Genomic DNA, 23583 nt, shown 5'->3' with positions numbered 1-23583 from the left:
ATGAACCAGCCCATCGCCGATGCCGTGGCGGACAAGGACCTGCCGCTGCGGGAAGACATACGGCTCCTCGGCCGCATCCTGGGCGACACCTTGCGGGCCCAGGAAGGGGAGGCGGCGTTCGAGCTGATCGAATCCATCCGCAAGACCGCCATCCGCTTTCGCCGGGAAGAGGATCCGGAGGCCCGCCGGGACCTGGAAGCCATCCTTAACGGACTGTCCCATTGGCAAACCATCGTGGTGGTGAGGGCCTTCGGTTTCTTCAGCCAGCTCGCCAACATCGCCGAGGATCAGCACCACAACCGGCGCCGCCGGGCCTACGCCATGGCGGGTTCCCCGCACCAGGACGGAAGCATTGCCCGAGCGGTGGAGCGGCTGAGGGAGGCGGGGGTGAGCGCAGAGCGCGTCGCCGACTTCTTTCAGCAGGCCCTCATCGCGCCGGTTCTCACTGCCCATCCCACCGAGGTGCAGCGGCAAAGCATCCTGGACCGCCAGTTGGACATCGCTCGGCTGCTGGCCGAACGCTCCCGGGGCATACTCACTCCCGAGGAGCTGGAAGAGAACGAGGAAGCGCTGCGCCGAGCGGTGCTCACCCTGTGGCAGACGCGGCTGCTGCGGCACACGCGCCTCAACGTGGAAGACGAAATCAAGAACAGCCTCGCCTACTACCGTTACACCTTCCTCGAGCAAGTGCCCCGGCTCTACGGCGAGCTGGAAGATCTGCTCGCTCGCCACTACGGGCGGGAACCGGACGCGCCCTTGCCGCCCTTCTTCCGCATCGGCACTTGGATCGGCGGCGACCGGGACGGCAACCCATTCGTCACCGCCCGCATGCTGGATCACGCCATCCGCAGCCAAACCGCGCTGGCGATGGATTTTCTGCTGGCCGAGACCCACCGGCTGGGCGCCGAGCTTTCCATGTCCACACGCCTGACCCGAGTGGCCCCGGGGCTGGAGCGCCTTGCGGCCGCCTCTCCCGATCATGCCGTGGGACGCGCGGACGAGCTCTACCGTCGCGCCCTGATCGGCGTCTACGCGCGGCTGGCCGCCACCGCCAAGGCCTTCGGCCACGCGGTGCTGGAGCACCACCCGGTGGGAGACGCGCCTGCCTACGGCTCGGCGGCCGAGCTCCTCGCCGACCTGGATCTGCTGGACGAGTCGCTGCGGGCGAGCGGCTCCGGGCTCATCGCCCGCGGGCGGCTGCGTTCTTTGCGCTGCGCGGTGCGGGTGTTTGGCTTCCACCTGGCGCCCATCGACCTGCGTCAGCACAGCGGCATGCACGAACAAGTAGTAGCGGAATTGTTCCAGCGGGCGGGCGGACCCGACTATCTAAGACTGGACGAAGCCGGCCGGCGAGCACTGCTGCTCCAGGAGCTGGGAAGCCCCCGCCCTCTCACCTCCCCCTTCATCGACTACAGCGAAACCGTGCGGGAGGAGCTGGCGGTGTTGCGCACTGCGGCCGGGATCCGCGAGCGCTTCGGCCCGGATGCGGTGCCCACCTACATTGTGTCGAAGACCGACGACGTGAGCGACCTGCTGGAAGTCGCCCTGCTGCTCAAGGAGGTGGGGCTCCTGCGGCCGGGCGAGGTGCCGCACTCCGAGATGAATCTCGTGCCCCTGTTCGAGACTATCGCTGACCTGCGGCGCTGTCCCGCCGTCATGGAGGCCCTGTTCTCCCTACCCTGGTACCGGCGGCTGCTTGCAAGCCGCGGCGAAGCCCAGGAAGTGATGCTGGGCTATTCGGACAGCAACAAGGACGGCGGCTTCCTCACCGCCCACTGGGAGCTGTACAAAGCCCAGGTGGCCCTGGTGGAGGTGTTCGGGCGCCACGGCGTCGCCTTGAGGCTGTTCCACGGGCGCGGCGGCACCGTGGGCCGGGGCGGCGGGCCTAGCTACCAGGCCATCAAGGCCCAGCCGCCAGGGGCCGTAACCGGCCAGATCCGCATTACCGAACAAGGGGAGGTGATCGGCTCCAAGTACTCCGACCCCCACATCGGGCGGCGTAACCTGGAGACCCTGATCGCCGCCACTCTGGAGGCGAGCCTGCTCTCGGACGGGCACGCAGGCGACCGGGCCAGGGAATTCCACGAGGCGATGGAGGAGCTCTCCGCAACGGCTTACCGCGTCTACCGTAGCCTCGTCTACGAAACGCCCGGTTTCGACGAATTCTTTCGCGCCGCCACCCCGATTCGGGAGCTCTCCGAGCTCAACATCGGCAGCCGGCCGGCGTCTCGCAAGCCCTCCCAGCGCATTGAGGACCTGCGCGCCATTCCCTGGGTGTTCAGTTGGAGCCTCGCCCGCATGATGCTGCCCGGCTGGTTCGGTTTCGGCAGCGCCGTAGAGGCCTACATCACCCGTCACGGGGAGCGGGGGCTCGCGCGGCTGCGGGCCATGGTCCGGGAGTGGGCCTTCTTCAGCACGCTGCTATCCAACATGGACCAGGTCCTCGCCAAGTCCGACATGGCGATTGCCTCGCGCTATGCGGGTCTAGTCCCGGACGAGGCGCTGCGGGAACACGTGTTCGGTCGCATCCGCAGCGAATGGCACAAGACCCTGCAGCATCTGTTCGCCGTGACCGGCCACCGGGAGCTGCTCGAGGACAACCCGGCCCTCGCCCGCAGCCTGAGGAATCGGGCCCCCTACATCGATCCCCTGAATCACCTGCAAGTGGAGCTGTTGCGGCGGCACCGGGCCGGGGACGCCGATCCCACCATCAAGCGGGCAATCCACATCACCATCAACGGGGTAGCCTCGGCACTGCGCAACAGCGGCTAAGGGTCTGCGGCTCTCCAAGAGCGCTTCCGCTCAGCGGTCCATGAAGGCCTTCACCGCCGACCACTGGCGGCGGGACACCGCAAGCTTTTCGTTCAGCTCCTTGATCACCACTGCCCACTGTCCCTCCGCCTCCGGGGACTGTTTTTCGAAGCCGCTGATCGCGTTTTTGGCCACCAGGCAGTTGCGATGGATGCGTAGGAAGCGATCGGCGAATTCCTCCTCTAGCCGGGAGAGGGATTCCTCGATCAGGTATTCCCGTTCCCGCGTGCGCACCGTCACGTACTTGAGCTCCGCCTTGAGGTACAGGATGGCATCGACCGGGATCAGGTGTACCCGCCCCCGCTCCTGGATGGAGAGGTGGCTGCGGGGCCGGCGGGCGAGCTGCTGCAGGATCTCGATACGCAGCGGCGTGATGGAGCGCGCCCGGGTGAGAGCATTGAACAAGCGCCCGAGACGCACCGGCTTGAGCAGATAGTCGAGCGCATGCACGTCGAAGGCCTGCAGAGCATAGGCGTCGTAGGCGGTGGTGAAGATGACCGCCGGCGGATCGGGCAGCTTCATCAGGTGCTGGGCGAGCTCGATACCGTCCATCTCCGGCATGCGGATGTCGAGCAGCACCACGTCGGCCGGCGCCTCCTCCAAGCATTTGAGCGCCTCCAGGCCGCTCGCCGCTTCTCCCACCACTTCGAGGGGCATCTTCTCCCCACAGTCGGTCAGCAAATCCCGCAGCCGTAACCGGGCCGGGGCCTCATCGTCCACGATCAACACCCTCAAGGCTTGTTCGCCAGCGCTCATGGATTAAGTCCGCGTCAAGCTCCCGTGCGGTAGGGCAGCACGATATGGACCTCGTACAGGCCGTCTGCCTCCCGGGTGGAAAGGGCGGCCTCGGCGTCGAAGTGCAGCGCTAGGCGCTCGCGGATGTTGTTGAGCGCCATGCGGTTGCCCGCGGTATGGGCGCCCTCCCGCCGGTAGGGATTGCGCAGCACCGCATGCACCTGATCGCTGCGCCGCTCGATTTGGATCTCGATGGTTCCGGGTTGCTGGATCGGCTCGATACCGTGGTAGACGGCGTTCTCGATAAGGGGCTGCAGGGTGAGGGGCGGCACCAGGGCCTCCCCGGGCATGCGATCGATGCGCCACTCCACCTTGAGCCTCGGCCCGAGCCGCAATTGTTCGATCTGCAGATACTGGCGGCACAGGGCCACCTCCCGCGCCAGGGTGCAAAGCTGACGGTTGTCCGCCATGAGCGCCCGGAACAGCTCCGCCAGGTCCTCCAGGGCGGCTTCCGCGCGGCGTGGATCGGACCGGATCAGTCCCAGCACCGCGTTCAGGCTGTTGAAGAAGAAGTGAGGGCGGATGCGGGCTTGCAGCGCCTGGAGCCGGGCTTCCGCCAGCGCAGGGGACAGGGCCCGGCCGCGCAGATGGAAGTAAAAGAGCAGCAGTGCGCTCGCCCCGAAGGCGAACAGGGCGTGGCGCGCGATGGCGCTCGCTTCCAGCGACGGCAAGACCGCCCCCGCCACCGCATGCACCAGAACGAGGGCGGTCAAGGCCACCGCCACCACCGATGCCGCGCCGAGCCCATAGGGCAGGCCCCTGAGCCAGGGATGGAGCAAGTAAAGGAGCACAACGGCAAGGATCAAGGCCGGCTGCAGCACCGCCGAAAGGCTCGCGAATTCGGCACCCGCCTCGGCCCAGCCGGAGGTGCGGGCGAGGGCCACGGCGAAGCCGAACAGCTCCACCGCCACCAGCACCCGAGCGATCACCCCCAGGTTGCGGAAATCAGGCAGGCCGGCCGCGCCGGCGTTTTGATTTATACTGAGCATTTGCCGAATTTTCTTATTCTTTGCCAGGTTGGCCGCCCGTGCAAGATCGATCGAAGAGCGAGCATAAACCCTGGTCCGGGCGTTTCGCCGAGCCCGTGAACGAGCTGGTCAAGCGCTATACCGCCTCCGTCCCCTTCGACCGGCGCCTCGCCCGCCACGACATTCGCGGCTCCCTCGCCCATGCGCGCATGCTTCATGCCGTTGGCATCTTATCCGCGGAAGACCTCGCCGCCATCGAGGGCGCAATGCAACAGATCCTGGCCGAGATCGAGGCGGGCACCTTTCCTTGGTCTCTGGATCTAGAGGATGTGCACCTCAACATCGAAAAGCGGCTGACCGACCTGGTGGGCGAGGCGGGCAAGCGGCTGCACACGGCGCGCTCGCGCAACGACCAGGTGGCGACCGACGTACGGCTATGGCTGCGAGAGGCGATCGACACCATCCAGGAGGACATCCGGGCGCTGCAGCGGGTGCTGCTGGATCAGGCCGAGCGCCACGCCGGCACGGTGATGCCGGGCTTTACCCATCTTCAGGTGGCCCAGCCTGTCACCTTCGGACACCACCTCATGGCCTACTTCGAGATGCTCAAACGGGACGCGGAGCGCCTGTCCGACTGCCGCCGGCGCCTGAACCGCCTGCCCTTGGGCGCCGCGGCCCTCGCGGGCACCAGCTTCCCCATCGACCGGGAGCGGGTGGCGAGAGAGCTGGGCTTCGAAGGTTTGTGCGAGAACTCCCTGGATGCCGTGTCCGACCGGGACTTCGCGGTGGAATTCGCCGCCTGCGCCGCTCTCCTCATGACCCATCTGTCCAGGCTCTCGGAGGAGCTGATCCTGTGGATGAACCCTCGCTTCGGCTTCGTGAGGCTGCCGGACCGCTTCTGCACCGGCTCCAGCATCATGCCGCAGAAGAAAAACCCCGACGTACCGGAGCTCGCCCGGGGCAAGACGGGGCGGGTCAACGGCCACCTGGTGGCGCTCCTCACCCTCATGAAGGCCCAGCCCCTCGCCTACAACAAAGACAACCAGGAGGACAAGGAACCCTTGTTCGATGCGGTGGACACGGTGACCGACACGCTGCGGGTGTTCCGGGAGATGCTGGCGGGGCTGGAGGTGGACGCCGAGCAAACCCGCGCCGCGGCGCGGGAAGGCTACGCCACCGCCACCGACCTGGCCGACTACCTGGTGCGCCAGGGACTTCCTTTCCGGGACGCCCACGAGGCGGTAGCGCGGGCGGTGCGCTTTGCCGAAGACAAAGGCGTGGACCTGGCCGAACTGTCCCTGGAGGAGCTGCGCCGATTCTCTCCCCTCATCGCCGAAGACGTCTACCAGGTCCTCACCCTGGAGGGGTCGGTGGCGAGCCGGCGCCACCCGGGCGGCACTGCACCCGAACAGGTGCTGCGGGCAGTACGTAAGGCACGGCAGTCGCTCGGCTGAAGCACTGCCACGGGGACACAGCGGCGGAAATACGTCTTGGTCATGACCGCGCAGCGAGCGCCCTGGGACGCGATTGCCGCAAGCATCGCCGCGGCCGAGGGCATCAGCTTCCGCCCCGAGCGCCTGGAGCCGGTGGGCGGCGGCTGCATTAATCAGGCCTACCGCCTGGAAGGCACGGGCCGCCGCTACTTCGTGAAGCTCAATCGGGCAGAAAACGCCACCCTGTTCGAGGCCGAAGCGGCGGGGTTGGAAGAGCTCCTCGCCGCCGCAGTGGTCAAGGCGCCCCGGCCCATCACCCACGGCGTCGCACACCGGCAGGCTTTCCTGGTGCTGGAATACCTGGAGCTCGGGCGCGGCGATGCCGCGAGCCTCGCGGCCCTGGGTGTGGCGCTCGCCCGGCTACACCGCCATACCGCCGAGCACTTCGGCTGGCGACAGGACAATTTCATCGGCGCTACACGCCAGCGCAACCCGTGGAGCGCCGACTGGATCGCCTTCTGGCGCGAGGCGCGCCTTGGCTTCCAGTTGGAGCTCGCGGCGCGCCGGGGCCATCGCGGCCCCCTGCAGCACCTCGGCGAGCGGCTGCTGGAGCGGTTTCCCGCTCTGTTCCAAGGGTACGCACCCGTGCCGTCCCTGCTGCACGGCGATCTGTGGGCCGGCAATCATGGGGTGACTCGGGATGGGACGCCCGTGGTATTCGATCCGGCAGTCTACTACGGGGATCGGGAGGCAGACCTTGCCATGACCGAGCTGTTCGGCGGCTTTGGCCCGGCCTTCTATCGGGCCTACGAGGAGGCCTATCCCCTCGATCCTGGCTACCGGGTGCGCAAGGACCTCTATAACCTCTACCACGTGCTCAATCACGTGAACCTGTTCGGTGCACGCTACGCCCCCCAGGCGCAAACCCTGATGGAGCGGCTGTTAGCCCATCTCGGCTAAGGCCTTGCGCTCTAGGGTGGGCTTGGGCGGCGCAGCGGAGGCGCGCACGATCAGCTCCACGGGAAGCTGCAGTACAGCGGGCACCTCCTCCCCTGCCAGACGCCTGAGGAGATGCTCGGCCGCGTATTGCCCCAGCTCGGGGGCGGGGAAGTGCACCGTGGTCAAGGCCGGCGTGACCATGGAGGCAAATTCCATGTCGTCGAAGCCGGTGACGGAAATGTCGTTCGGCACGTGCAGCCCCTGGGCATGACACTCGGCGATGGCGCCGATCGCCAGCACGTCATTGCCGCAGATGACCGCCGTCGGCCGCCACCGCTGACGCAGAATCTCCCGCATCGCCTCCCGGCCGGCGGTGGGCGAGAACGGTTTTTCGATGATGCGCGTCGTCGGCAGCTGGATTCCCCGGGCCTCTAGCGCTTCCCGCACCCCCTGCACCCGCGCCCGATGGCGCTCGTTGGTAGCGGTGATGCCGGCGATCATGGCGAAACGCCGGTGTCCCAGCTCCATCAGGTAGCGGGCCACTTGCACGCCTGCCTCGTGGCTGTCGAAGCCGACGCACGGCCGCTGCCCGCTGCGGTCGAGGGCCCAGGTGAGCACGTAGGGAATCTGCACCCGCTCCACCAGCGCCCACAGCTCCGGCTCGTGATCGGTGCCAAACAGGATCAGGCCGTCCACGCTACGCTCGATTAGCTTACGTACGATGCGCGTCTCCACCTTGGGATCGAACTCGTGGCAGCCGAGAAGCAAGGTGTAGCCTGCTTCGTCCAGGGTCTTCTGCAGAGCGTGGGTGGTGTTGGCGAAGATGGCATTGTCCAGGGTGGGCATCACGGCACCGATGGCATAGGTGCGCCGCGTGGCGAGCGCCCGGGCCGTGCCATGGGGCACGTAGCCAAGCCGGTCGATCACCCGCTGGATACGCTCCAGCGTCTCGGGCCTGACTTTATGGGGATGGGAAAGCGCCCGGGAAACGGTCGCGGTGGACACCCGTGCATGCCGGGCCACATCGGCGAGCTTGACGGACTTTTTCAACCGGTCGCCTCGTTGGGCTAGGACAACTTCATGAGCCTACCAATTTCATTCCGGGTGGGCAACGGTTGCGCAGACCTTTGCCCTGGGGCAACGATGACCCAGGCGTTCCCGTGCGTGCCGCCGCGTTGACCCGGTCCGGTTCGACCGGCGTCTCACGCCGCCTGGGCCCGGCCGCCCTGTGCCTTCGCGCCGCCGGGCGCTGCGTCTAGCTCCAGGAGCTTGAGCCGCTGCACCTTGCCTGAGGGGCCCTTGGGCAGGTCGGCCACGAAACGGATTTGTTTGGGGGTTTTGTAGCGGCCGAGCTGCTCGCGACAAAACTCGGTGAGCTCTTCCTCAGTGCACCACTCGCAGCCTTCCTTAAGCACAACGTAAGCGGCGATCTCCTGGCCGTAGTGCTCGTCGGGAATGCCCACCGCGGCAGCCTCTAGCACTGCTGGGTGCTTGAGCAGTGCTTCATCGATCTCTCGGGGCGCGATGTTCTCACCGCCCTTGATGATCAACTCCTTGATGCGGCCGGTGACGAACACGAAGCCCTCCTCGTCCATGTAGCCCAGGTCCCCCGTGTGCATCCAGCCATCGGGTTCCAGGGTCCTGGCGGTGGCAGCGGCATCCTTGTAGTAGCCCCGCATGACGTTGTCGCCCCGCACCATCAATTCCCCCGCCTGGCCGGGCGGCAGGGTCTGGCCAGTCTCGGGGTCGATGACCTTGGCCTCGTTGCCGAAGGCCTGGCCCGGGCTGCCGATCTTGCGCCGCGACGGCTCCAGGGGGTTGGTGAAACAGGGGGCCGCCGTCTCGGTCATGCCAAAGGTCTCGATGATGCCGATGCCGAACTTCTCCTCGAACGCCTTGTGTTGGACGGGGGGCAGGGGCGCGGAAGCCGAACGGCAGAAGCGGATCTTCGACAGGTCCAGCCCCCTCTCCCGGGGATCGGAGGCGTTGAGCAGGTAGGAGATGATGGTAGGCACCACGTTGATCCAGGTGCAGTCGTAGCGGCACGCCAGATCCCAGAAGCTCGAGACGCTAAAGCGGTGAGGCATGACGACGGATCCTCCGTGCACCAGAGGGGAGACCGCCGTCACGATTTGTCCATTGATGTGATAGAGGGGGAGCGACGACAACACCCGATCGCTGGCAGTGAGCCGGTGGGCCTGGGTCACGAAAAGCCCGCCCGAAATCACGTTCTTGTGGGTGAGCACCACACCTTTGGGCAGCCCGGTGGTACCCGAGGTGTACATGAGGAGCGCGTCGTCTTCCTCACTCACTTCGGGCAAGGCCGTTTCGGGCAGCTCCCCAGGATCGAAGATCTCCTCGGCGTCCACGTCGATCACTTGTACGGCGAGCGGCCGCGCCACCTCCTTGAGCATGGTTCTCACCCGCTCTTCAAAGTCGGGGCCTACGAACACCAGCCGGGTATCGGAATGCTCCAGTACGTACTTGAGCTGGCTGGGCTGGGACAAGAGGTTGACCGGCGAGACCACGAAGCCGCCGTACATGATCCCGAGGAACAGCCGCGCCGTCTGGTAGCCGTTGTGCAGCATGAGAGAGACCTTGTCGCCCTTCGCGAGCCCGCGGGCGAGAAGATACCGAGTGAGCGCGACGGAGTGCTCTCGCAGCCGGGCGTAGGTCATGATACGGCCGGTTTCCGGAGCGATCAGGTAGGGCTGCTGCGGCCGCTCCCGAGCCTGTAGGTCAATGAACTGTCGGACAGTGCGTATCATTGCTTCGGGGTGAATCGCTCATATCCCGTGCTTGCGCCGGTATTCGCCAAACAGCTCCTCTTCGGTGGGCTCCCGTGGCGGGATGGTCCGGGCGATGCGAGTGATGTTGAGGTAATGGCGGTAATTGAGGTTGTCGGAAATGATGTTCTTGCCCCAGGTACCGCACCCCATGGACAGGGAAAAGGGCAACCCGTTGTCGAAATTGCCGCCGTTGGCGAAGCAGTGGGCTTGGTTCACGATCACCCGGCAGGTGGGCGCCTCTAGCCCCAGGCGCAATACATGGGCGTCGTCCTGGGTGTGGATGCCGATGGAATGGCCCGCCCCCTGGTAGGCATAGATGCGGCAGGTCAGATCGAAGGCTGCGTCGAAATCCTTGACCCGGTAGACGGTGAGCACCGGAGAGAGCTTTTCCCCCGAGAAGGGATAGTCCTTGCCCACCCCGGTCTCTTCCACCATGAGAAAGCGCGCTTTCTTTAGTTTATCCCGGGCAAGCCCCGCCACTTCACAGATGCGCGCCACCGACTGGGCGATGACCGCAGGCGAGAGCTTGCCGTCGGGCCACATGGCTTTCTGCAGCTTCGCCTTCTCCTCGGGCGTAAGCAGTGCCCCGCCTTGTTTCTCGAGCTCCGTCAGAGCAGGCTGGTACACCTTCTCCAGTACTGCCAAGTGGTTCTCCGAGGAGCAGCTGGTGGCGTTGTCGAAGGTCTTGGAAGCGGCGATCTTGGCGGCGGCATCGGGGAGGTCGGCCGTCTCGTCGATGATCACCACTACGTTGCCCGCCCCCACGCCGATGGCGGGGGTACCGCTGGTCATGGCGGCACGCACATTGTTCTGGGAGCCGGTCACCACCACCAGGTCCACCTGGCGCATGAGCTCGTGGGTGAGCTCCTTGGACACGGGGCTCGGCAGCATCTGCACCAGGTCTCGGGGGGCACCCACCCGATCGAGCTCGGCATGGATGAACTGGAGCAGCAGGGCGCAGGTGGAGGCGCCCTTGGGCGAGGGCGCCACGATGATGGCATTGCGCCCCTTGAGGGCGTTGATCACTTTGTTGGCCACCGTCGCCGCCGGGTTGGTGGAAGGGGTGATCGCTCCCACCACGCCCACCGGGCGGGCAATCTCCACCAGGCCCTTCTCGGGGTATTCGGCAATCACCCCCACCGATTTCGCTCCCTTCAAGTCCCGCAGCAACCCCATGGTCTTGCGCCGGTTCTTGAGGATCTTGTCCGCCACTACCCCCAGGCCCGTGTCCTTGACCGCCAGCTCCGAGAGCCTGCGGTTGCGCTCGGGCTCCACGATGGCCCAGCCGGCGCCGGTGACCACCTCGTCCACTTGGGCCTGGGTGTAACGGTCGTAGATGCGCTGGGCGGCACGGGCCCGCGCCACCAGCTCCGCCACGATCTCGCCCGCGCCCATAGAGACGACCTTTCCTGCCTGCGTGCTCATGAGCCGATCTCCTTGGTGCGTCCCGGCCCGCGCGCCATCATCCCCGCCTCCGCGGCACGGGTAAGCTTGCGCTTGCGCAGCTGGGTTCGGATCAACGGAAACACCAGGGCGAGGATGGCAAGTGCCATGATGGTGCCGCTAATCGGCCGGGTGAAGAAAACGGTCCAGTCGTTGTTATAGCTGACCATGGTGGTCATGAAGTTGGTTTCGGCCAGAGGCCCCAGGATGACCCCTAGCACCAGGGGGGTGATGGGAAAACGGAAGCGCTCGAACAGATAGCCGAGAATGCCGAAGCCCGCCAGCAGCCACAGATCGGTTACGTTGTTGCGGGCGGCGAAAGCCCCCAGGAAACAGCACATGACCACGTAGGCAGACACCACCGCCTCGGGAAAGTCGAGCACTTTGACCAGCGCCTTCGCGGCGAAGTAACCGATCAGGCACATGCCAACGATGCCGACGAAAAGGGAGGCGAACATCGCGTACACGATATTGGGGCTGTTAGCAAACACCTGGGGCCCCGGCTGCAATCCATGAAGCAGGAAGGCGCCGAGGATGATGGCGGTGGCGCCGCTGCCCGGAATGCCCATGGTGACCAGTGGAATCAGGGCGCCGCCCACCGAAGAGGTGGCCGCCGTCTGGGGCGCGACGATGCCTTCCGGGATGCCAGTGCCGAGCTGGTCCTTCTTTTTGCCGTACTGCATCTCGGCTCCGTAGGAGACGAAGGAAGCGATGGTGGCGCCTGCTCCCGGCACCAGTCCCACCACGATGCCCGTCAGGGAACCACGCAAGTAGGTGATCTTGGCGCGCCACATGTCGCGCAGCCGTGGGAGCCGCGTCTTCACGCTGCCCACCGCTTGCAGCGGCGCGGATTTGAAGCCTGTTTCCATCCGGGCGAACACCTCCCCCAGACCGTAGGCGCCCACCATGACTACCAGATAGTCGATGCCGTCGCGCAGGATGTCCACGCCGAAGGTGAAGCGCTCCGACCCGTAGGTGTCGTCGATGCCGACGCTGGCGATCAGCAGCCCGATGAATAGGCTGATGAAGGCGTTGGTGAGGGAGCCACCGCCCAAGGAGACCACGCTCGCCAGGCCAAAGAACAGGATGGCGAAATACTCGGGCGTGGAAAAAGTGAGGGCGATCCTGGCGATGGGCTGGGCCGCCGCGACCGTGAAGGTAGCGGCGACCAGTCCGCCCACCAGTGCGGCGGTCAGAGTCCAGCCCAGGGCGAGGGCCGCTTGGCCTTTGCGCGCCATGGTGTAGCCATCCCACAGGAGGGGCACGTCCATGGGCTCGCCCGGCACCCGGAACAGGATCGAAGTCCAGGCCCCAGCATAGGTGCCGGAAACGTACATGGCGGTGAGCAGGATGATGGCCGGGATGACGTCCATGCTGTAGGTGAAAGGTAGGGCGAGCACGACCCCCATCACCAGGGTCAGGCCCGGAAGCACGGCCACCAGTAGCCCCATGACCAGGCCCACGAACAGCGCCACCAGGTTCCACGGCTCGAACACATGGACGAAGCCGACGGCGAGATGCTGCAACACGTTGTCCATGATCATCGCCTCGTCACTTGATGCCCATCACCTTCATCAGGAACAGGGTGACCGCAGAAAACGGCTCTTTACCGATGGGCAGGGAAATGTAGACCACCCGCATGAAGAAGAACATCATGAGCAGCGCACCCAGGATGCCGGTGGAAAAGATGACCGGCCAGTTCCGGTAGCGGCCGATGACCATGAAGGCGATGAGGTAGGTGCTGGTAGCGAGAAAGAAACCCAGCGTAGGCACCAGGGCCACATAAGCGAGGGTGGCGAGCACGCCCAGCAAGAGCAACCCGGGGTAGGTTTTGTCCGCCTCGGCGGGGCTCGGATGGGGCTCCTCCGCCGGTCCCTCCACCAGGGCTTCTGCGGCTGGGTTCTGGGCGCCCGCGCGGGTCAGGGCGCGAACGATCCCATAGACGCTTGCCGCAATCAGCAGGGATATCACTATCTTGGGCCAGGCGTCAGGGCCGATCCGGCCCGACGGCGCAAAATATTCGATCTGGTTGGCCACGTGGAACAGATAAAGCCCGGCGGCCAGTACCACCGCGTAGGGCAGCGCCCGCTTGAGCCGCTCGACGATCATTTTCCACTCCTCCTTCGCGTCCCCCGGTCCAGCCCCGGCAGGGTTGCGGAGCGCGAGGGCCGGCTTCCAGGCAGCCGGCCCTCGAGGGAGCGACTTTCCTTTACTTCATCCCGGCTTCGGCGGCGAACTTCTTCATGTTATTGAGCTCGTTCTCCAGGAACTTCTGGGCGCCGTCGGACGCAATGTAGCTATCCTCCAGGGCGTACTGGTCTTTGAGGTACGCCTTGTAGCTCGGATCGGCGGCCACCTTGGCGAGCGCATCCGAGAGCACCTTGATCTTCTGGGGATCGGTGCCCGCTTTGACGATCACCATGCGGAACTGGTAGATGCTGATGGGATAGCCCAGCTCAGCCGAGCTCGGCACGTCGGCAAAGGCGGGAAAACGCTTGGAATCGAAGACGACGATCGGCCGCATCTGCTTGCCGTCGAGGAAGCTCTTCACGTCCCCCAGCTGCTCGTACAGCAGATCGGCGTGGCCGCCGAGAATGGAACTATAGCGCTCGCCCGGCTTGGCGAAGGGCACCGAGACCATGTTGATGCCCTTGCTCTTGAAGTAATTGACATGGATGTCGTCCGGGCTGCCGAAGCCGGTCACCGCCACCTTGAGGGGCCGTTTCTTCGCCTCGTTCACCAGATCGTTCCAATTCTTGATCGGACCGTTCTCGGCGGCGAAAAACGCCGACGGCTGGCGGATCATGATGGCCACCGGCACGAAATCCTTGAGGCTCCAGTTAAGCTTGGCCCCGCTGCCCAGGAGGCTGAAGGTGTCTCCCGTCATGATGGAGATGGTGTAGCCATCCGCCGGGGCGGTCAGCATCTTGGTGAGACCGGTCTGCCCCGTGGCGCCCGGCACGTTTACCACCGGGAAAGAAACCTTGAGCACCTCCTCCAGGATCTTGGCCGCATGGCGCGCCACCTGGTCGGCACCGCCGCCCGGCCCCCAAGGCACTACGATTTCCACCGGACGCGATGGGTACTTCTCCTCGGCTTGGGCCGCGGGCCACCCTCCGGCGCCCGCCGCCACGACCAGCACCGCCGCGACAAAGGGGCGGATGAGCTGCATGCGAGTCATTGTGTGTCTCCTCTCGTTCGATGAAATGCACAGGCCCTTTTTGTACCTGCTTCAGGGCCCGAGAGGCCACTTTATACGAAGCAGGGCGCTAATGCAACCGCTTACATCACCATCTCCCAATGGAATACTCTTATGCTGTCTGATCGCCCGAGTGTTGCCCATCAGCGAAGGAATCGAGCGATGTTCAGCCATCTTTTTCAGCCGATACGCCTGCGCCAAATCGTCCTAGACAACCGCATCATGGTCTCTCCCATGTGCCAGTACTCCGCCGTCGATGGCTGCGCCACGGACTGGCACCTCATGCACCTGGGTCAATTCGCGGTGTCGGGCGCGGGACTCCTCATGGTGGAGATGACGGACGTGGAGCCCCGCGGCCGCATCACCCCCTACTGCCTGGGTCTTTATTCGGACGAGAACGAACGGGCTTTGCAGCGGGTCGTGGACTTCTGCCGACACCACGGACGCGCCCGCATCGGAATCCAGCTGGCCCACGCTGGCCGCAAAGCGTCCACCCTCCCGCCTTGGGAAGGCCGCCGGCGGCTCATGCCCGAGGAAGGGGGCTGGGAACCCGTGGCCCCCTCGGCCGTGGCTTCGGGCGAAGGCGCCCCAATGCCCCGCGCCCTCGGCCTGGAAGAGATCGAGGCCATCCGCGAAGCCTTCGTCGCCGCGACTCAGCGGGCGGCCCGGATCGGCTTCGACGCCCTAGAGCTCCATTGCGCCCACGGTTACCTGCTGCACCAGTTTCTGTCGCCCCTCTCCAACCGCCGCACCGACCGCTATGGGGGCACGCTGGAGAACCGCATGCGCTTTCCGTTGGAAGTTTTTGCCGCCATGCGGGCGGTCTGGCCCGAGGACCGGCCCCTCGGGGTGCGGGTGTCGGCCACCGATTGGGCCGAAGGTGGCTGGGACCTGCCGGACACCTTGGAATTCGCCCATGCGCTTAAAGCACTGGGCTGCGACTGGATCGACGTCTCCAGCGGCGGGCTCGTGAAGAATCAGCATATCAAGACCTACCCCGGCTACCAGGTGCCCTTCGCCGAAGCCGTCCGGCACGCGACCGGCCTCATCACCGTCGCCATCGGCATGATCACCGAACCCCGGCATGCCGAGGCCATCATCGCTCAGGGCCAGGCCGACTTGGTGGCCCTCGCCCGGGGCATGCTCTACGACCCCCGCTGGGCCTGGCATGCCGCCGCCGAGCTGGGCGCGTCGGTGTACTACCCCAACCAGTATCTGCGCTGCCGCCCCTGGGTGCGTAACGACACCTTCGCCGAGCGGGAAGCGGCGCGAGGCTGAGGGTGCCATGAGTTCCGTCCCGTCAGAGGGGAGAACCGCCGCCGGACCCCGCCCCCTCGCCACGGTATCTCGAACCAGGAGCCTAGAGGTTTAGGCCACACCCATTCGAGGGCCGCGAGGGCAAAGGCCGGCGCTCGCCCCATGCTCTCGCTACGAAAGCGCTCGGTTAGGCCGATCGGCCCCTTTCGCCCCATCGACTTGAATTACCCCCAGCAAAGCGGGGATCCGCCCGGGATCATTGATCCGTCTGGTTCGGTTCCGCCCGATCATAAGAAAAAATGATAGAAATGGTAACCTCTCATTATACGTCTTGCGCTATCATATCTCGCGTAGCTTTTTCATATCGTGAAAGAGCGAGGGAACCCCGCGCCACAAGCGCGGCAGAAGGAGACCCACAATGAGCGCAGTGTTAAAGAGCCTCGAAGAGCGGCTCCCTCCGCCGGCCGAAGACCCGGAGTCCTTCGGCGACGCCTCCGGGGAGTACCGTGCCCTCGGCTGCTGGCGCCAAGAGCGCCATCCCCGCACCTGGCCAAGCCGCCTCGGGCGCGAGCCCCACGCCATCGAAAACCCCTTCGGCGATCTCTGAAACGGTGCCGGGGACTGGGCATTCTCCGGTCGCTCGAGGGATAGTGTTCCGCCCCAGCCGGGGCGCGCCTTAAAATTCTTTTTTCTCGGTGACCGAGCGGCGCACCTTGTGCCCTCAGGCACGAGAGGCGTATCACCTCGAGGAAATTTCCATGTCCAGCCTCGAACCCTTGAGTGCTCCGGTGAGCGCCGCCAGGGCCGCCGCCCTGGCGGAAGCCCACCGCCTCGCCGGCCAAGTCCTAGTGGGTGGCCAGCTTCAGCCTCCGCCCAGCGGCCGCACCTTTGCGGTGGAAAATCCGGCGGACGAAACCATCATCGCGCACGCCGCCCGCTGCGAGGCCCGAGACGTGGGATGGGCGGTGGAGGCCGCCCACCGGGCCTACCCCGCCTGGTCGCGCCGCCCGGCCCGGGAGCGGGGCGAGCTGCTGCACCGGGCCGCCGACCGACTGGAACAGGAAGCGGAGCCCCTTGCCCGGCTGCTCGCCCTGGAGACCGGCAACGCCCTCGCCACCCAGTCCCGGCCCGAGGTGGCCGGTGCCATCGAGCTGCTGCGATTCTTCGCCGGGCTGTGGTCCGAGCTCAAGGGGCGCACGATCCCCTGGGATCCGAACACGCTGGCCTACGTCCGCCGGGAACCGCTGGGGGTCGTGGGAGCCATTATCCCGTGGAACGCCCCCCTCACCCTGCTGTGCGTGAAGCTGGGTCCCGCCCTCGTGGCAGGCAACACCCTGGTGGTGAAGGGCGCTGAGCAGGCCCCCCTGACCGTCATCCGCACGGCCGAGATTCTGAACGAGGTTTTGCCCGCCGGCGTGGTGAACGCCATCTCCGGGTTCGGAGAAGAGGCAGGCAAGCCCCTGGCCGAGCACCCCTTGGTGCGCAAAGTAAGCTTCACTGGCTCCGTCCCGGTGGGACGGCAGATCCTGCGCTATGTCGCCGAGAAACTTTGCCCGGTCACCCTGGAGCTGGGGGGAAAGAGCCCGAATATCGTCATGGACGACGCCGATCTGGACAAAGCGGTGCCGGGCCTCATCGCCGGCATGCGCTTCACCCGCCAGGGTCAGTCCTGCTCGGCCGGCACCCGAATTTACTTGCACGATAGGATCTACGACCAGGTGGTGGCCCGCACCGTGGAAGCGCTCGAGCAGCTCAAGATCGGCGATCCGCTGGACGAGGCGACCCAGATGGGGGCCATCATCTCCCGCGAGCAGTTCGAGCGGGTCAAGGCCTACGTGGACATGGCCCGCGCTACACCGGGCGCCCGCATCGTGTGCGGTGGTAGCCCTCCGCCAGGGCTGGACCGGGGCTACTTCTACACCCCTACCCTGATCGAGGGAATTCCCCACGCTTCGCCCGTATGCACGGACGAGATCTTCGGCCCGGTGGCGCTGCTGTACCGCTTCCGGGATTTCGACGAAGCCCTCGCCCTGGCCAACGACACCCAGTACGGTCTCGCCGGAGCGCTGTGGACCCGCGATCTCGCCAAGGCCCTCGCATTTGCAGAAAAGCTCCAAGCGGGTTTCGTCCAGGTGAACCAGTACGCGGGGCCGAGGGCGGGGCTCCCCTATGGCGGCTATAAAATGAGTGGGCTGGGGCGCGAGTATTCGCTGGAGTCCATGCTGGAACACTTCACCGCCACCAAGACGGTAATCGTGAATTACGCCACATAGCCGCCGTGCGGCCGCCTTCGGCCCACCACGGCCTCGCAGGAGGCCACCCATGCCGCCTGGCAGGCAGCCCGACAAGGAACGCCTTGAGCGCATCGTGGCCGAGGCACGGCGCGCGCGGGAGGAGCGGCAAAAGGGATATCGAGCGCAGGCCCTCAAGCGCTTTCCCTGGATGTGTGCCCGGTGCGGGCGGGAGTTCACCCGCGCGACCCTCCACCAGCTCACCGTGCACCACCGGGACGGCAACCACGACAACAACCCGCCCGACGGCAGCAACTGGGAGCTGCTGTGCCTCTACTGCCACGAGAATGAGCACGCCCGGCTCGTGGACGAATCCGTGCGGGGCCGCCCGGCACCCGGCGTCGAGCCCGCGCCCCGGGCCACCTACAAGCCGTTCGCCCACCTGGACGCCTTGCTCAAACGCAAGAGATAACCGCTCTACGGAACATCCCACCGTGGTGCCCGGCCTAAGAAAGCACCGGGTATTCTCCTCCCATGACGGCCGCTCAACGCATCGTACTGCTTCTGCTCGCTTTCCCGTTTTCGGCCCTGCTCGCCGGGGCCGTCTATTGGTCGCTGGATCTGCCGGCCCGGTACGGAGCGCCCATCGCCGCCTTGACCTTCATCGCCGTCGAGCTTTTGCTGCAGCGCCTCGCCGCCAGGATTCCGCCCCAGGTCGGTCCCGAGTCGCTCCCCGGCCGGGAGGTGGAAATACTGTCTGACTTCCAGCGGGACGAGCACGGGTCCTACGCCGGACATGTGCGGCTCAATGGGGAACGCTGGAGGGCGCGCGCGGCGGGATCGTGGGAGCGCGTGCCTCACGCGGGAGCGAAAGCGCGCATCGAGCGGGTCGAGGGGGTCACCCTCTGGATCTCGCCGAACGCTCATCCGACCGATAAGCGTCGGCGGTAAAAAAAAACCGGGCCCAAGGCCCGGCGCAAGGGAGGAAGCGATAGGAAACCGATGGCTCAGTCCCGCGCCCAGGCGTCGCTCATGAGCCTCGCCAGGGGCTCGGAGATTTCGTAGACGCTCGCCACCGCAAGCTCCGGGCCGAAGGGCACCCTTTCTTTTGCCGCGCGTCGCTTGAGCCGCTCCTCGTGGATTTCCAGCACCTCCCTGGGGAAGGGCATGAGGCCCGGGTCCAGGATGCGCAGGTAGCCGTCGGCGTCCCGGGCCGGCATCACCCGGCTCTTGCACCAACGGTTGGGCGACCAGGGGATGTCCATGACGCCGGCTTCGAAGGCACGCACGGTGCCCACCGCAGCGTCCCCGTCCCCCATCTCCAGGGTCTTGTCGATGATGGGCCGTACTTCCCGCTTGATCAGCTCCACTTCGAACTGGAACTCGGGCAGGGGATCGAGCCGGATGCGGCGCGCTAGGTAAATGGCCATGCGCGTCATGCGCAGGCCTTCCGCATTCGCCTGGGGCGTGGGAATGCCGAACGCCTCGTGGGTGGTCTTGGTGGTGACCGACACCGCCCCGGCCACGGCGGCGAGCGTCCCACCGTAGACCACCAGAGCGGCCGACTGGGCCTCGTCATGGGGCCAAGCGCCCATCCAGTGAAGCAGGGTCACCGGGGTGAACACGTCCGTGTGGCCGGCCTTGCGCAGGTACTCCTGGACCAGGTCCTGGCAGGCCCGCACCGCCGCCGCGTCTTGAATGAGGTGCAGGGTCTGGCCCATCTCCAGGCCGTAGTTCTTGACCCCCTGGGCGGCGGCCAACAGCGCGTCCAGCACGCAGGTCATGATGGCAATGCAGGGCGGGATGTTGGTGCCGGTGAGGAAGCCCGGCTGGCGCCGGTGCAGCTCGACGCCGTGCTCCTGGTACAGCGCCGCCAGCCGGTCCAGGTACTGGTAGTTGCGGATGCCCTCTTCGATGGACAGCTCCTTGATGTAGGAGGTGGTGTAGGCGATCCCGGAACCCAGGTAGCCCGAATAGCCCGAGGCGAAACCGATCTCCCCCGTGAGCTTAGGCATGGCCGTGCCGGTCAGCATGATGGCGGGCTTGTCGATCGCCTCGATCAGCTTCTTGCTCACTTCCACCCCGTAGTTCACGATGGGGTAGCCGTTCAGCATGGAGCGCCCCTCCCGCTCCGACTCTTCGATTCCTTTCTGCGCCAGCACCCACTGCTCGTTGCGGGTATAGCTGTCGGTGGTGGTGGGAACGATGTCGGCCAGCCCCTCTTTGTCCAGCACCTGCATCAGCTCCAGTTGCAATCGGAAAGTACCGAAGCCGCCCCGGGGTTGGGTGAGGCAGCGGCCTTCCTCCACCGCCCGCCGCATGACGTAGGCGAGGCGCTTGTGCTTCGGCAGTCGCTGGTGCAGCGCCACCGCTCGCTCCAGCACCACTTCCTTGCCCGTGGGCCAGCGGGCCAGGTTCTCCCGACGCATGGCCTCGAACACCTCCTCCGGGATTCGTTCCTGGGAAAGGGGCAGGCGAGCCTCAGGCGCGGACGGTGCGTTCATGTGGGGACTCCTTGCGCACGGGAACAAGGGAGCTACGACCCAGGCGCAGCGCGGCCGCCGGCTCTACCTGGGCGAGCAGCCCACAGGCGTACAGGGAATAATCGCGGTCGAGCATGAGCCGCGGCGCTTTCGGCCGCAGGGACCAGGGTTCGGCGGGATCGAACAGGGCCGTCTCTAGGATCGCCGCGGGATCGGCACCGTGGGCCAGCACGCCGCCAGTGCCGATTACCGTAGCCACTTCCCGCAAGTCCTTGCCGTGCTGCACCTGGACCGGCCCCTGGACCGTGTAGACGGTCTCCAGCGTCCCAGCATGGCGCTGAACCGCCAGGCGCACGGCAGCGCGACCCAGGGCCAGATCGAGGGAGCGCTCCTCCTCGCTTTCCGGCAGCCGCTGTACCTCGCGGGAGAGCGCATCCACCATTTGCCGCACCCGCTCAACGGGCAGTCCCGCGTCCCGGGCAAGCGCCTCTGCGCCGGCGGCCTCCGCCACGGCGCCAATGTTGTGGCGCATGCCCAGATCGCCTTCCACGGTGCGCTTCACCCGAGGCTCCGGCAGGCCGTGGGGAACGATCCCCGGCTGGGTCGGCTGCCCGTCTGCCACCGAGTGCACGTCCGTCGTGGCCCCGCCCGGGTCCACCACCAGCAGGGGCCCTAGCCCCGGCTCCCCCTCCCAGCCGTCGGCCAGCAGCCGCGCCCCTTCCATGACTGCCTCGGGCGTGGGCATCAGCACCTGGTCGAACAGGGCCTGGGCCCGGTCGATGCCCTTCGCGTGCACGATGCGCTCGATGAACACCTGGCGGATGGCGGCGCGGGCGGGCTCGATGTTGAGCACGTTGAACTCCGGCATCACATTCTCGGCGACGATCACCGTCTTGCCGCTTAAGAGCCGTTGGGCCTCTTCGGCCACCGCTCGGTTGCCCGCGTAGACGAAGGGACAGACGAGGGCGCTTGCCGCGAGCTGCGCGGCGTTGTGCAGAATCACCTCGCTGTTACCCCCGTCGGTGCCGCCTGCGAGCAGCAGGATGTCGGGAGAGAGGGCCTCGATCTTCTGCACGTCACCGCGAGTCAGGCGATAGGCGAAAGCGCCCACGAGCTTCGCCCCCGCCCCGAGGGCCGCTCGCCGGGCCGCCTCCGCCGTGAGCTCCCGCACCAGCCCCACCGTGACCATGCGCAGGCCGCCCGCGGCGCTGGAAGAAGCAAGCCGGTAAGTGAACTTGGGAAGCGGACCGATATGGGCTTGTAGGTCCTCGAGCGCCTTCATCATGCCCACCGTGATGTCCGTGGCGACGGTGGAGGGCCCCTGGCCAGCACCGATGATGCGGGCATGGTCCACGTCTACCGCCCGTAGCTTGGTGTAGGTGCTGCCGAAATCGATGAGGAGCGCCGTCTTCATGGGATCAATGGGGACCTCTCCCTCCTGGCGAATCACGCCTCTCGCTTCTGCCTGTCCCGCGCCTCAAAGTCCCGCGCCAGGGTCTCGATCACCTGGTCGGTGCGCGTGCCGGGCGGAAACGCCCGATCGAAGCCCATGGCGAGAAAGCGCTTTTCCACATCCTCCCATTGTTGCTTTCCCACCACCAAGTTCCCGCCCACGTAGAGCAGGATGTTCTCCAGGCCGGCCTCGATGCATTTGTCGCGAAAGCCTCGGCAGTCCAGTTCCCCCTGGCCGTAGAGCGAGGAGACCAGAATCGCGTCGGCGTTGGTCTCCACCGCCGCCTTGATGAAGTCCTCGGCCGGGGTCAGCGCCCCCAGGGCCACCACCTTGTAGCCGGCCTTTTCCAATGCCATCGACAGAATGCGGTTACCCACAATATGGGTATCCGACCCGATAACTCCGGTGACCAGCGTCCTCTGTCCCATCGTTGCATCCTTGGAAGCGCTTACATTCAAGCACGCTCAAAGCATCGTCGCAGCTTTCGCGGAAAATTCTTCCTGCGCTACCGTGTAGCGGGTGAGGGCGTCGCGCGCGAGGGTAGGCCGCTCGCCTGGCACAAGCACGATGGCACCGCGCTCGAGCCGCAGGGGCCGCTCCAGGAGGCGCGTTACGGGTTTTAAGAACCCGTTCATCTCACCCGCGTTGCCGATCCCTTCCCGGGCAATGCAAGCTTCCATCCAGCAGCCAATCTCGCAGGCGACGCCATTGCCCAGCACCGGCTCCATACCCAGGGCGCGGATGCGCTCAATACCGGCTTTGAGGCGATCGAGGCTTCCCATCTTCATGAGCTTGAGCTTGATGAAGCGGGCGCATCGCAGCCGGGCGGCACGCTCGATGTCCTCCAGCCCGTAGATGGATTCGTCCAACATCATGGGCACCGGCGAGGTCTCGGCCACCGCCTTGGCCGCGGCCCAGTCCCCCGCCGCACAGGGTTGCTCGAAGAGCTCGACGGCGGCCGGATCGAGCGAGCGCAGGAAGCGGCGCGCTTCGTCAACGCTATAGCCCTGGTTGGCGTCAATGCGCAGCCGGGCTCGTCCGCGGTTGATCCGCTGGATGAGCGCCACCTTGCGCGCGTCCTGGTCCGGATCGAAACCCACCTTGATCTTGAGGGTGCCATAACCCTCGGCAAGGAGGGTCTCGATCTCTGCCTCCAGCTCGTGGGCCGTGGTGCCGTTCACCAAACCCAGCAAGGGCACTGCCGTCGTGCGCTCCACCGACAAGGACGGATGTCCTTCCAGCATGTCCACCGCCGTGGCGAGTGCTGTGGCGGTGAAAGGCGCATCGCCCACTGCCGTTTCGGCCCCACGCTTCGCGTCCGGGGCAGAGCGGCCCACCATCCGGGATGCAAGTTTTCGGGCGAGCGTCCAGCTTCCCTCGATGGTCTCTCCGGTGTAGCCCGTGAGGAGCGTTGCCTCTCCCACACCCGTGCGGCCGTCCGAGTCCACCGCCTCCGCCAAGATCGTGTCGAAGGCCCTGACCGGCCCGAAGGCGAGCTTGTAGGGGGTGCTCAGAGGCACCCTTAATCGATAGAGCGTGAGGCGTTCGATGACGCTCATGATCCTCCTCAAGGTTGGCCTGAGCGCGGGCCGAGCTGCCCCGTGCCCGGCCTGCTCGCCCGTCTTGGCGGGTCATCCCGCTTCTTGTCGTCCTTCTCAACGAGGGCGCACGAGCGCCCTCTGGGGTGTTACACGTAGTCTTTGTACTTTTCCAGCAGTCGTTTGGGCTTAGACAGGGCGTCGCGGCGGAAGGGGTCGCCCAGTTCGCGCGAGACCATGATCT

20 protein-coding genes are annotated in these 23583 nt (G+C 66.0%); 8 read left to right on the top strand and 12 right to left on the bottom strand.

Annotated elements, in window-relative coordinates:
- Nucleotides 1–2772, top strand: coding sequence for a phosphoenolpyruvate carboxylase (ppc, locus tag V7Q81_RS03805; protein ID WP_333840499.1), 2772 nt, complete (start codon nt 1–3; stop codon nt 2770–2772).
- A gap of 30 nt (nt 2773–2802) precedes the next feature.
- Here the strand turns inward: ppc and V7Q81_RS03800 are convergent, their stop codons facing one another.
- Together V7Q81_RS03800 and V7Q81_RS03795 are read right to left on the bottom strand one after the other, a co-directional pair.
- Nucleotides 2803–3567, bottom strand: a complete 765-nt coding sequence (locus tag V7Q81_RS03800) for a LytR/AlgR family response regulator transcription factor (RefSeq protein WP_333840497.1) — start codon at nt 3565–3567, stop codon at nt 2803–2805.
- A 14-nt stretch (nt 3568–3581) separates the two neighbouring features.
- Nucleotides 3582–4595, bottom strand: a complete 1014-nt coding sequence (locus V7Q81_RS03795; RefSeq protein WP_333840495.1) for a sensor histidine kinase — start codon at nt 4593–4595, stop codon at nt 3582–3584.
- A gap of 38 nt (nt 4596–4633) precedes the next feature.
- Here V7Q81_RS03795 and argH point away from each other — a divergent pair, with 38 nt between their 5' ends.
- Together argH and V7Q81_RS03785 are read left to right on the top strand one after the other, a co-directional pair.
- Nucleotides 4634–6028 carry an argininosuccinate lyase gene (argH, locus tag V7Q81_RS03790; protein WP_333840493.1) on the top strand — a complete coding sequence of 465 codons (1395 nt, stop codon included), beginning with the start codon at nt 4634–4636 and terminating at the stop codon, nt 6026–6028.
- Between the two features lie 42 nt (nt 6029–6070).
- Entirely contained in the window at nt 6071–6967 is an 897-nt protein-coding gene (locus V7Q81_RS03785; RefSeq protein WP_333840491.1) for a fructosamine kinase family protein, read from the top strand.
- Here the strand turns inward: V7Q81_RS03785 and V7Q81_RS03780 are convergent.
- From V7Q81_RS03780 to V7Q81_RS03755, 6 genes are all read right to left on the bottom strand, one after another.
- Nucleotides 6950–7996, bottom strand: coding sequence for a LacI family DNA-binding transcriptional regulator (locus V7Q81_RS03780; protein WP_333840489.1), 1047 nt, complete (start codon nt 7994–7996; stop codon nt 6950–6952). The genes V7Q81_RS03785 and V7Q81_RS03780 overlap by 18 nt on opposite strands.
- A 152-nt stretch (nt 7997–8148) precedes the next feature.
- On the bottom strand, nt 8149–9714 hold the full coding sequence (locus V7Q81_RS03775; RefSeq protein ID WP_333840487.1) for an AMP-binding protein: 1566 nt from the start codon (nt 9712–9714) through the stop codon (nt 8149–8151).
- Nucleotides 9715–9732: 18 nt separating this feature from the next.
- Nucleotides 9733–11160: an acylating sulfoacetaldehyde dehydrogenase gene (gene sauS / locus V7Q81_RS03770; protein ID WP_333840485.1), complete on the bottom strand. Its 1428-nt coding sequence runs from the start codon at nt 11158–11160 to the stop codon at nt 9733–9735.
- Nucleotides 11157–12716 (bottom strand): tripartite tricarboxylate transporter permease, encoded by a 1560-nt coding sequence (locus V7Q81_RS03765; RefSeq protein ID WP_333840483.1) that lies wholly within the window; start codon nt 12714–12716, stop codon nt 11157–11159. Before V7Q81_RS03765 ends, sauS begins: the two co-directional genes overlap by 4 nt.
- 13 nt (nt 12717–12729) lie before the next feature.
- Nucleotides 12730–13287 (bottom strand): tripartite tricarboxylate transporter TctB family protein, encoded by a 558-nt coding sequence (locus tag V7Q81_RS03760; RefSeq protein WP_333840481.1) that lies wholly within the window; start codon nt 13285–13287, stop codon nt 12730–12732.
- A 100-nt stretch (nt 13288–13387) separates the two neighbouring features.
- A complete protein-coding gene (locus V7Q81_RS03755) occupies nt 13388–14359 on the bottom strand; it encodes a tripartite tricarboxylate transporter substrate binding protein (RefSeq protein ID WP_333840479.1) in 972 nt (323 codons plus the stop codon).
- A gap of 180 nt (nt 14360–14539) precedes the next feature.
- On the opposite strand from V7Q81_RS03755, the gene V7Q81_RS03750 reads away from it, so the two are divergent.
- The 5 genes from V7Q81_RS03750 (at nt 14540) to V7Q81_RS03730 (ending at nt 18816) form a co-directional block, all read left to right on the top strand.
- The gene (locus V7Q81_RS03750) at nt 14540–15655 is read left to right on the top strand and encodes an NADH:flavin oxidoreductase/NADH oxidase (protein WP_333840478.1); all 1116 of its coding nucleotides are present in this window, start codon (nt 14540–14542) and stop codon (nt 15653–15655) included.
- Between the two features lie 397 nt (nt 15656–16052).
- Nucleotides 16053–16241, top strand: a complete 189-nt coding sequence (locus tag V7Q81_RS03745) for a hypothetical protein (RefSeq protein WP_333840476.1) — start codon at nt 16053–16055, stop codon at nt 16239–16241.
- Nucleotides 16242–16392: 151 nt separating this feature from the next.
- The gene (locus V7Q81_RS03740) at nt 16393–17907 is read left to right on the top strand and encodes an aldehyde dehydrogenase family protein (protein WP_333840473.1); all 1515 of its coding nucleotides are present in this window, start codon (nt 16393–16395) and stop codon (nt 17905–17907) included.
- Between the two features lie 49 nt (nt 17908–17956).
- Nucleotides 17957–18337 carry a YajD family HNH nuclease gene (locus tag V7Q81_RS03735; RefSeq protein ID WP_333840471.1) on the top strand — a complete coding sequence of 127 codons (381 nt, stop codon included), beginning with the start codon at nt 17957–17959 and terminating at the stop codon, nt 18335–18337.
- A 62-nt stretch (nt 18338–18399) separates the two neighbouring features.
- The gene (locus V7Q81_RS03730; protein WP_333840469.1) at nt 18400–18816 is read left to right on the top strand and encodes an NfeD family protein; all 417 of its coding nucleotides are present in this window, start codon (nt 18400–18402) and stop codon (nt 18814–18816) included.
- 56 nt (nt 18817–18872) lie between these two features.
- On the opposite strand, the gene V7Q81_RS03725 is transcribed toward V7Q81_RS03730, so the two are convergent.
- The 4 genes from V7Q81_RS03725 to V7Q81_RS03710 are packed head-to-tail and all read right to left on the bottom strand — an operon-like array spanning nt 18873 to nt 23360.
- Entirely contained in the window at nt 18873–20369 is a 1497-nt protein-coding gene (locus V7Q81_RS03725; RefSeq protein WP_333840467.1) for a methylaspartate mutase subunit E, read from the bottom strand.
- On the bottom strand, nt 20347–21762 hold the full coding sequence (gene glmL, locus V7Q81_RS03720; RefSeq protein ID WP_333840520.1) for a methylaspartate mutase accessory protein GlmL: 1416 nt from the start codon (nt 21760–21762) through the stop codon (nt 20347–20349). The genes V7Q81_RS03725 and glmL overlap by 23 nt, the downstream gene beginning before the upstream one ends.
- Before the next feature lie 32 nt (nt 21763–21794).
- Complete coding sequence (gene glmS / locus V7Q81_RS03715; protein ID WP_333840465.1) at nt 21795–22229, bottom strand: methylaspartate mutase subunit S; 435 nt, start codon at nt 22227–22229, stop codon at nt 21795–21797.
- 36 nt (nt 22230–22265) lie between these two features.
- The gene (locus tag V7Q81_RS03710; RefSeq protein ID WP_333840463.1) at nt 22266–23360 is read right to left on the bottom strand and encodes a mandelate racemase/muconate lactonizing enzyme family protein; all 1095 of its coding nucleotides are present in this window, start codon (nt 23358–23360) and stop codon (nt 22266–22268) included.
- Nucleotides 23361–23583: the final 223 nt, after the last annotated feature.

It is taken from the genome of Pelomicrobium sp. (assembly GCF_036803785.1).
Lineage (GTDB): Bacteria > Pseudomonadota > Gammaproteobacteria > Burkholderiales > UBA6910 > Pelomicrobium.
Note: the sequence above shows the minus strand (reverse complement) of the source record. Positions and strands in the feature narration are given on the sequence as shown.

What these genes read in the sequence shown, in the direction of transcription:
- ppc (WP_333840499.1), top strand. Translation starts at nt 1, where the DNA reads ATGAACCAGCCCATCGCCGATGCCGTGGCGGACAAGGACCTGCCGCTG.
- V7Q81_RS03800 (WP_333840497.1), bottom strand. Translation starts at nt 3,567, where the DNA reads ATGAGCGCTGGCGAACAAGCCTTGAGGGTGTTGATCGTGGACGATGAG.
- V7Q81_RS03795 (WP_333840495.1), bottom strand. Translation starts at nt 4,595, where the DNA reads ATGCTCAGTATAAATCAAAACGCCGGCGCGGCCGGCCTGCCTGATTTC.
- V7Q81_RS03785 (WP_333840491.1), top strand. Translation starts at nt 6,071, where the DNA reads ATGACCGCGCAGCGAGCGCCCTGGGACGCGATTGCCGCAAGCATCGCC.
- V7Q81_RS03775 (WP_333840487.1), bottom strand. Translation starts at nt 9,714, where the DNA reads ATGATACGCACTGTCCGACAGTTCATTGACCTACAGGCTCGGGAGCGG.
- sauS (WP_333840485.1), bottom strand. Translation starts at nt 11,160, where the DNA reads ATGAGCACGCAGGCAGGAAAGGTCGTCTCTATGGGCGCGGGCGAGATC.
- V7Q81_RS03765 (WP_333840483.1), bottom strand. Translation starts at nt 12,716, where the DNA reads ATGGACAACGTGTTGCAGCATCTCGCCGTCGGCTTCGTCCATGTGTTC.
- V7Q81_RS03760 (WP_333840481.1), bottom strand. Translation starts at nt 13,287, where the DNA reads ATGATCGTCGAGCGGCTCAAGCGGGCGCTGCCCTACGCGGTGGTACTG.
- V7Q81_RS03755 (WP_333840479.1), bottom strand. Translation starts at nt 14,359, where the DNA reads ATGACTCGCATGCAGCTCATCCGCCCCTTTGTCGCGGCGGTGCTGGTC.
- V7Q81_RS03750 (WP_333840478.1), top strand. Translation starts at nt 14,540, where the DNA reads ATGTTCAGCCATCTTTTTCAGCCGATACGCCTGCGCCAAATCGTCCTA.
- V7Q81_RS03745 (WP_333840476.1), top strand. Translation starts at nt 16,053, where the DNA reads ATGAGCGCAGTGTTAAAGAGCCTCGAAGAGCGGCTCCCTCCGCCGGCC.
- V7Q81_RS03740 (WP_333840473.1), top strand. Translation starts at nt 16,393, where the DNA reads ATGTCCAGCCTCGAACCCTTGAGTGCTCCGGTGAGCGCCGCCAGGGCC.
- V7Q81_RS03735 (WP_333840471.1), top strand. Translation starts at nt 17,957, where the DNA reads ATGCCGCCTGGCAGGCAGCCCGACAAGGAACGCCTTGAGCGCATCGTG.
- V7Q81_RS03730 (WP_333840469.1), top strand. Translation starts at nt 18,400, where the DNA reads ATGACGGCCGCTCAACGCATCGTACTGCTTCTGCTCGCTTTCCCGTTT.
- V7Q81_RS03725 (WP_333840467.1), bottom strand. Translation starts at nt 20,369, where the DNA reads ATGAACGCACCGTCCGCGCCTGAGGCTCGCCTGCCCCTTTCCCAGGAA.
- glmL (WP_333840520.1), bottom strand. Translation starts at nt 21,762, where the DNA reads ATGAAGACGGCGCTCCTCATCGATTTCGGCAGCACCTACACCAAGCTA.
- glmS (WP_333840465.1), bottom strand. Translation starts at nt 22,229, where the DNA reads ATGGGACAGAGGACGCTGGTCACCGGAGTTATCGGGTCGGATACCCAT.
- V7Q81_RS03710 (WP_333840463.1), bottom strand. Translation starts at nt 23,360, where the DNA reads ATGAGCGTCATCGAACGCCTCACGCTCTATCGATTAAGGGTGCCTCTG.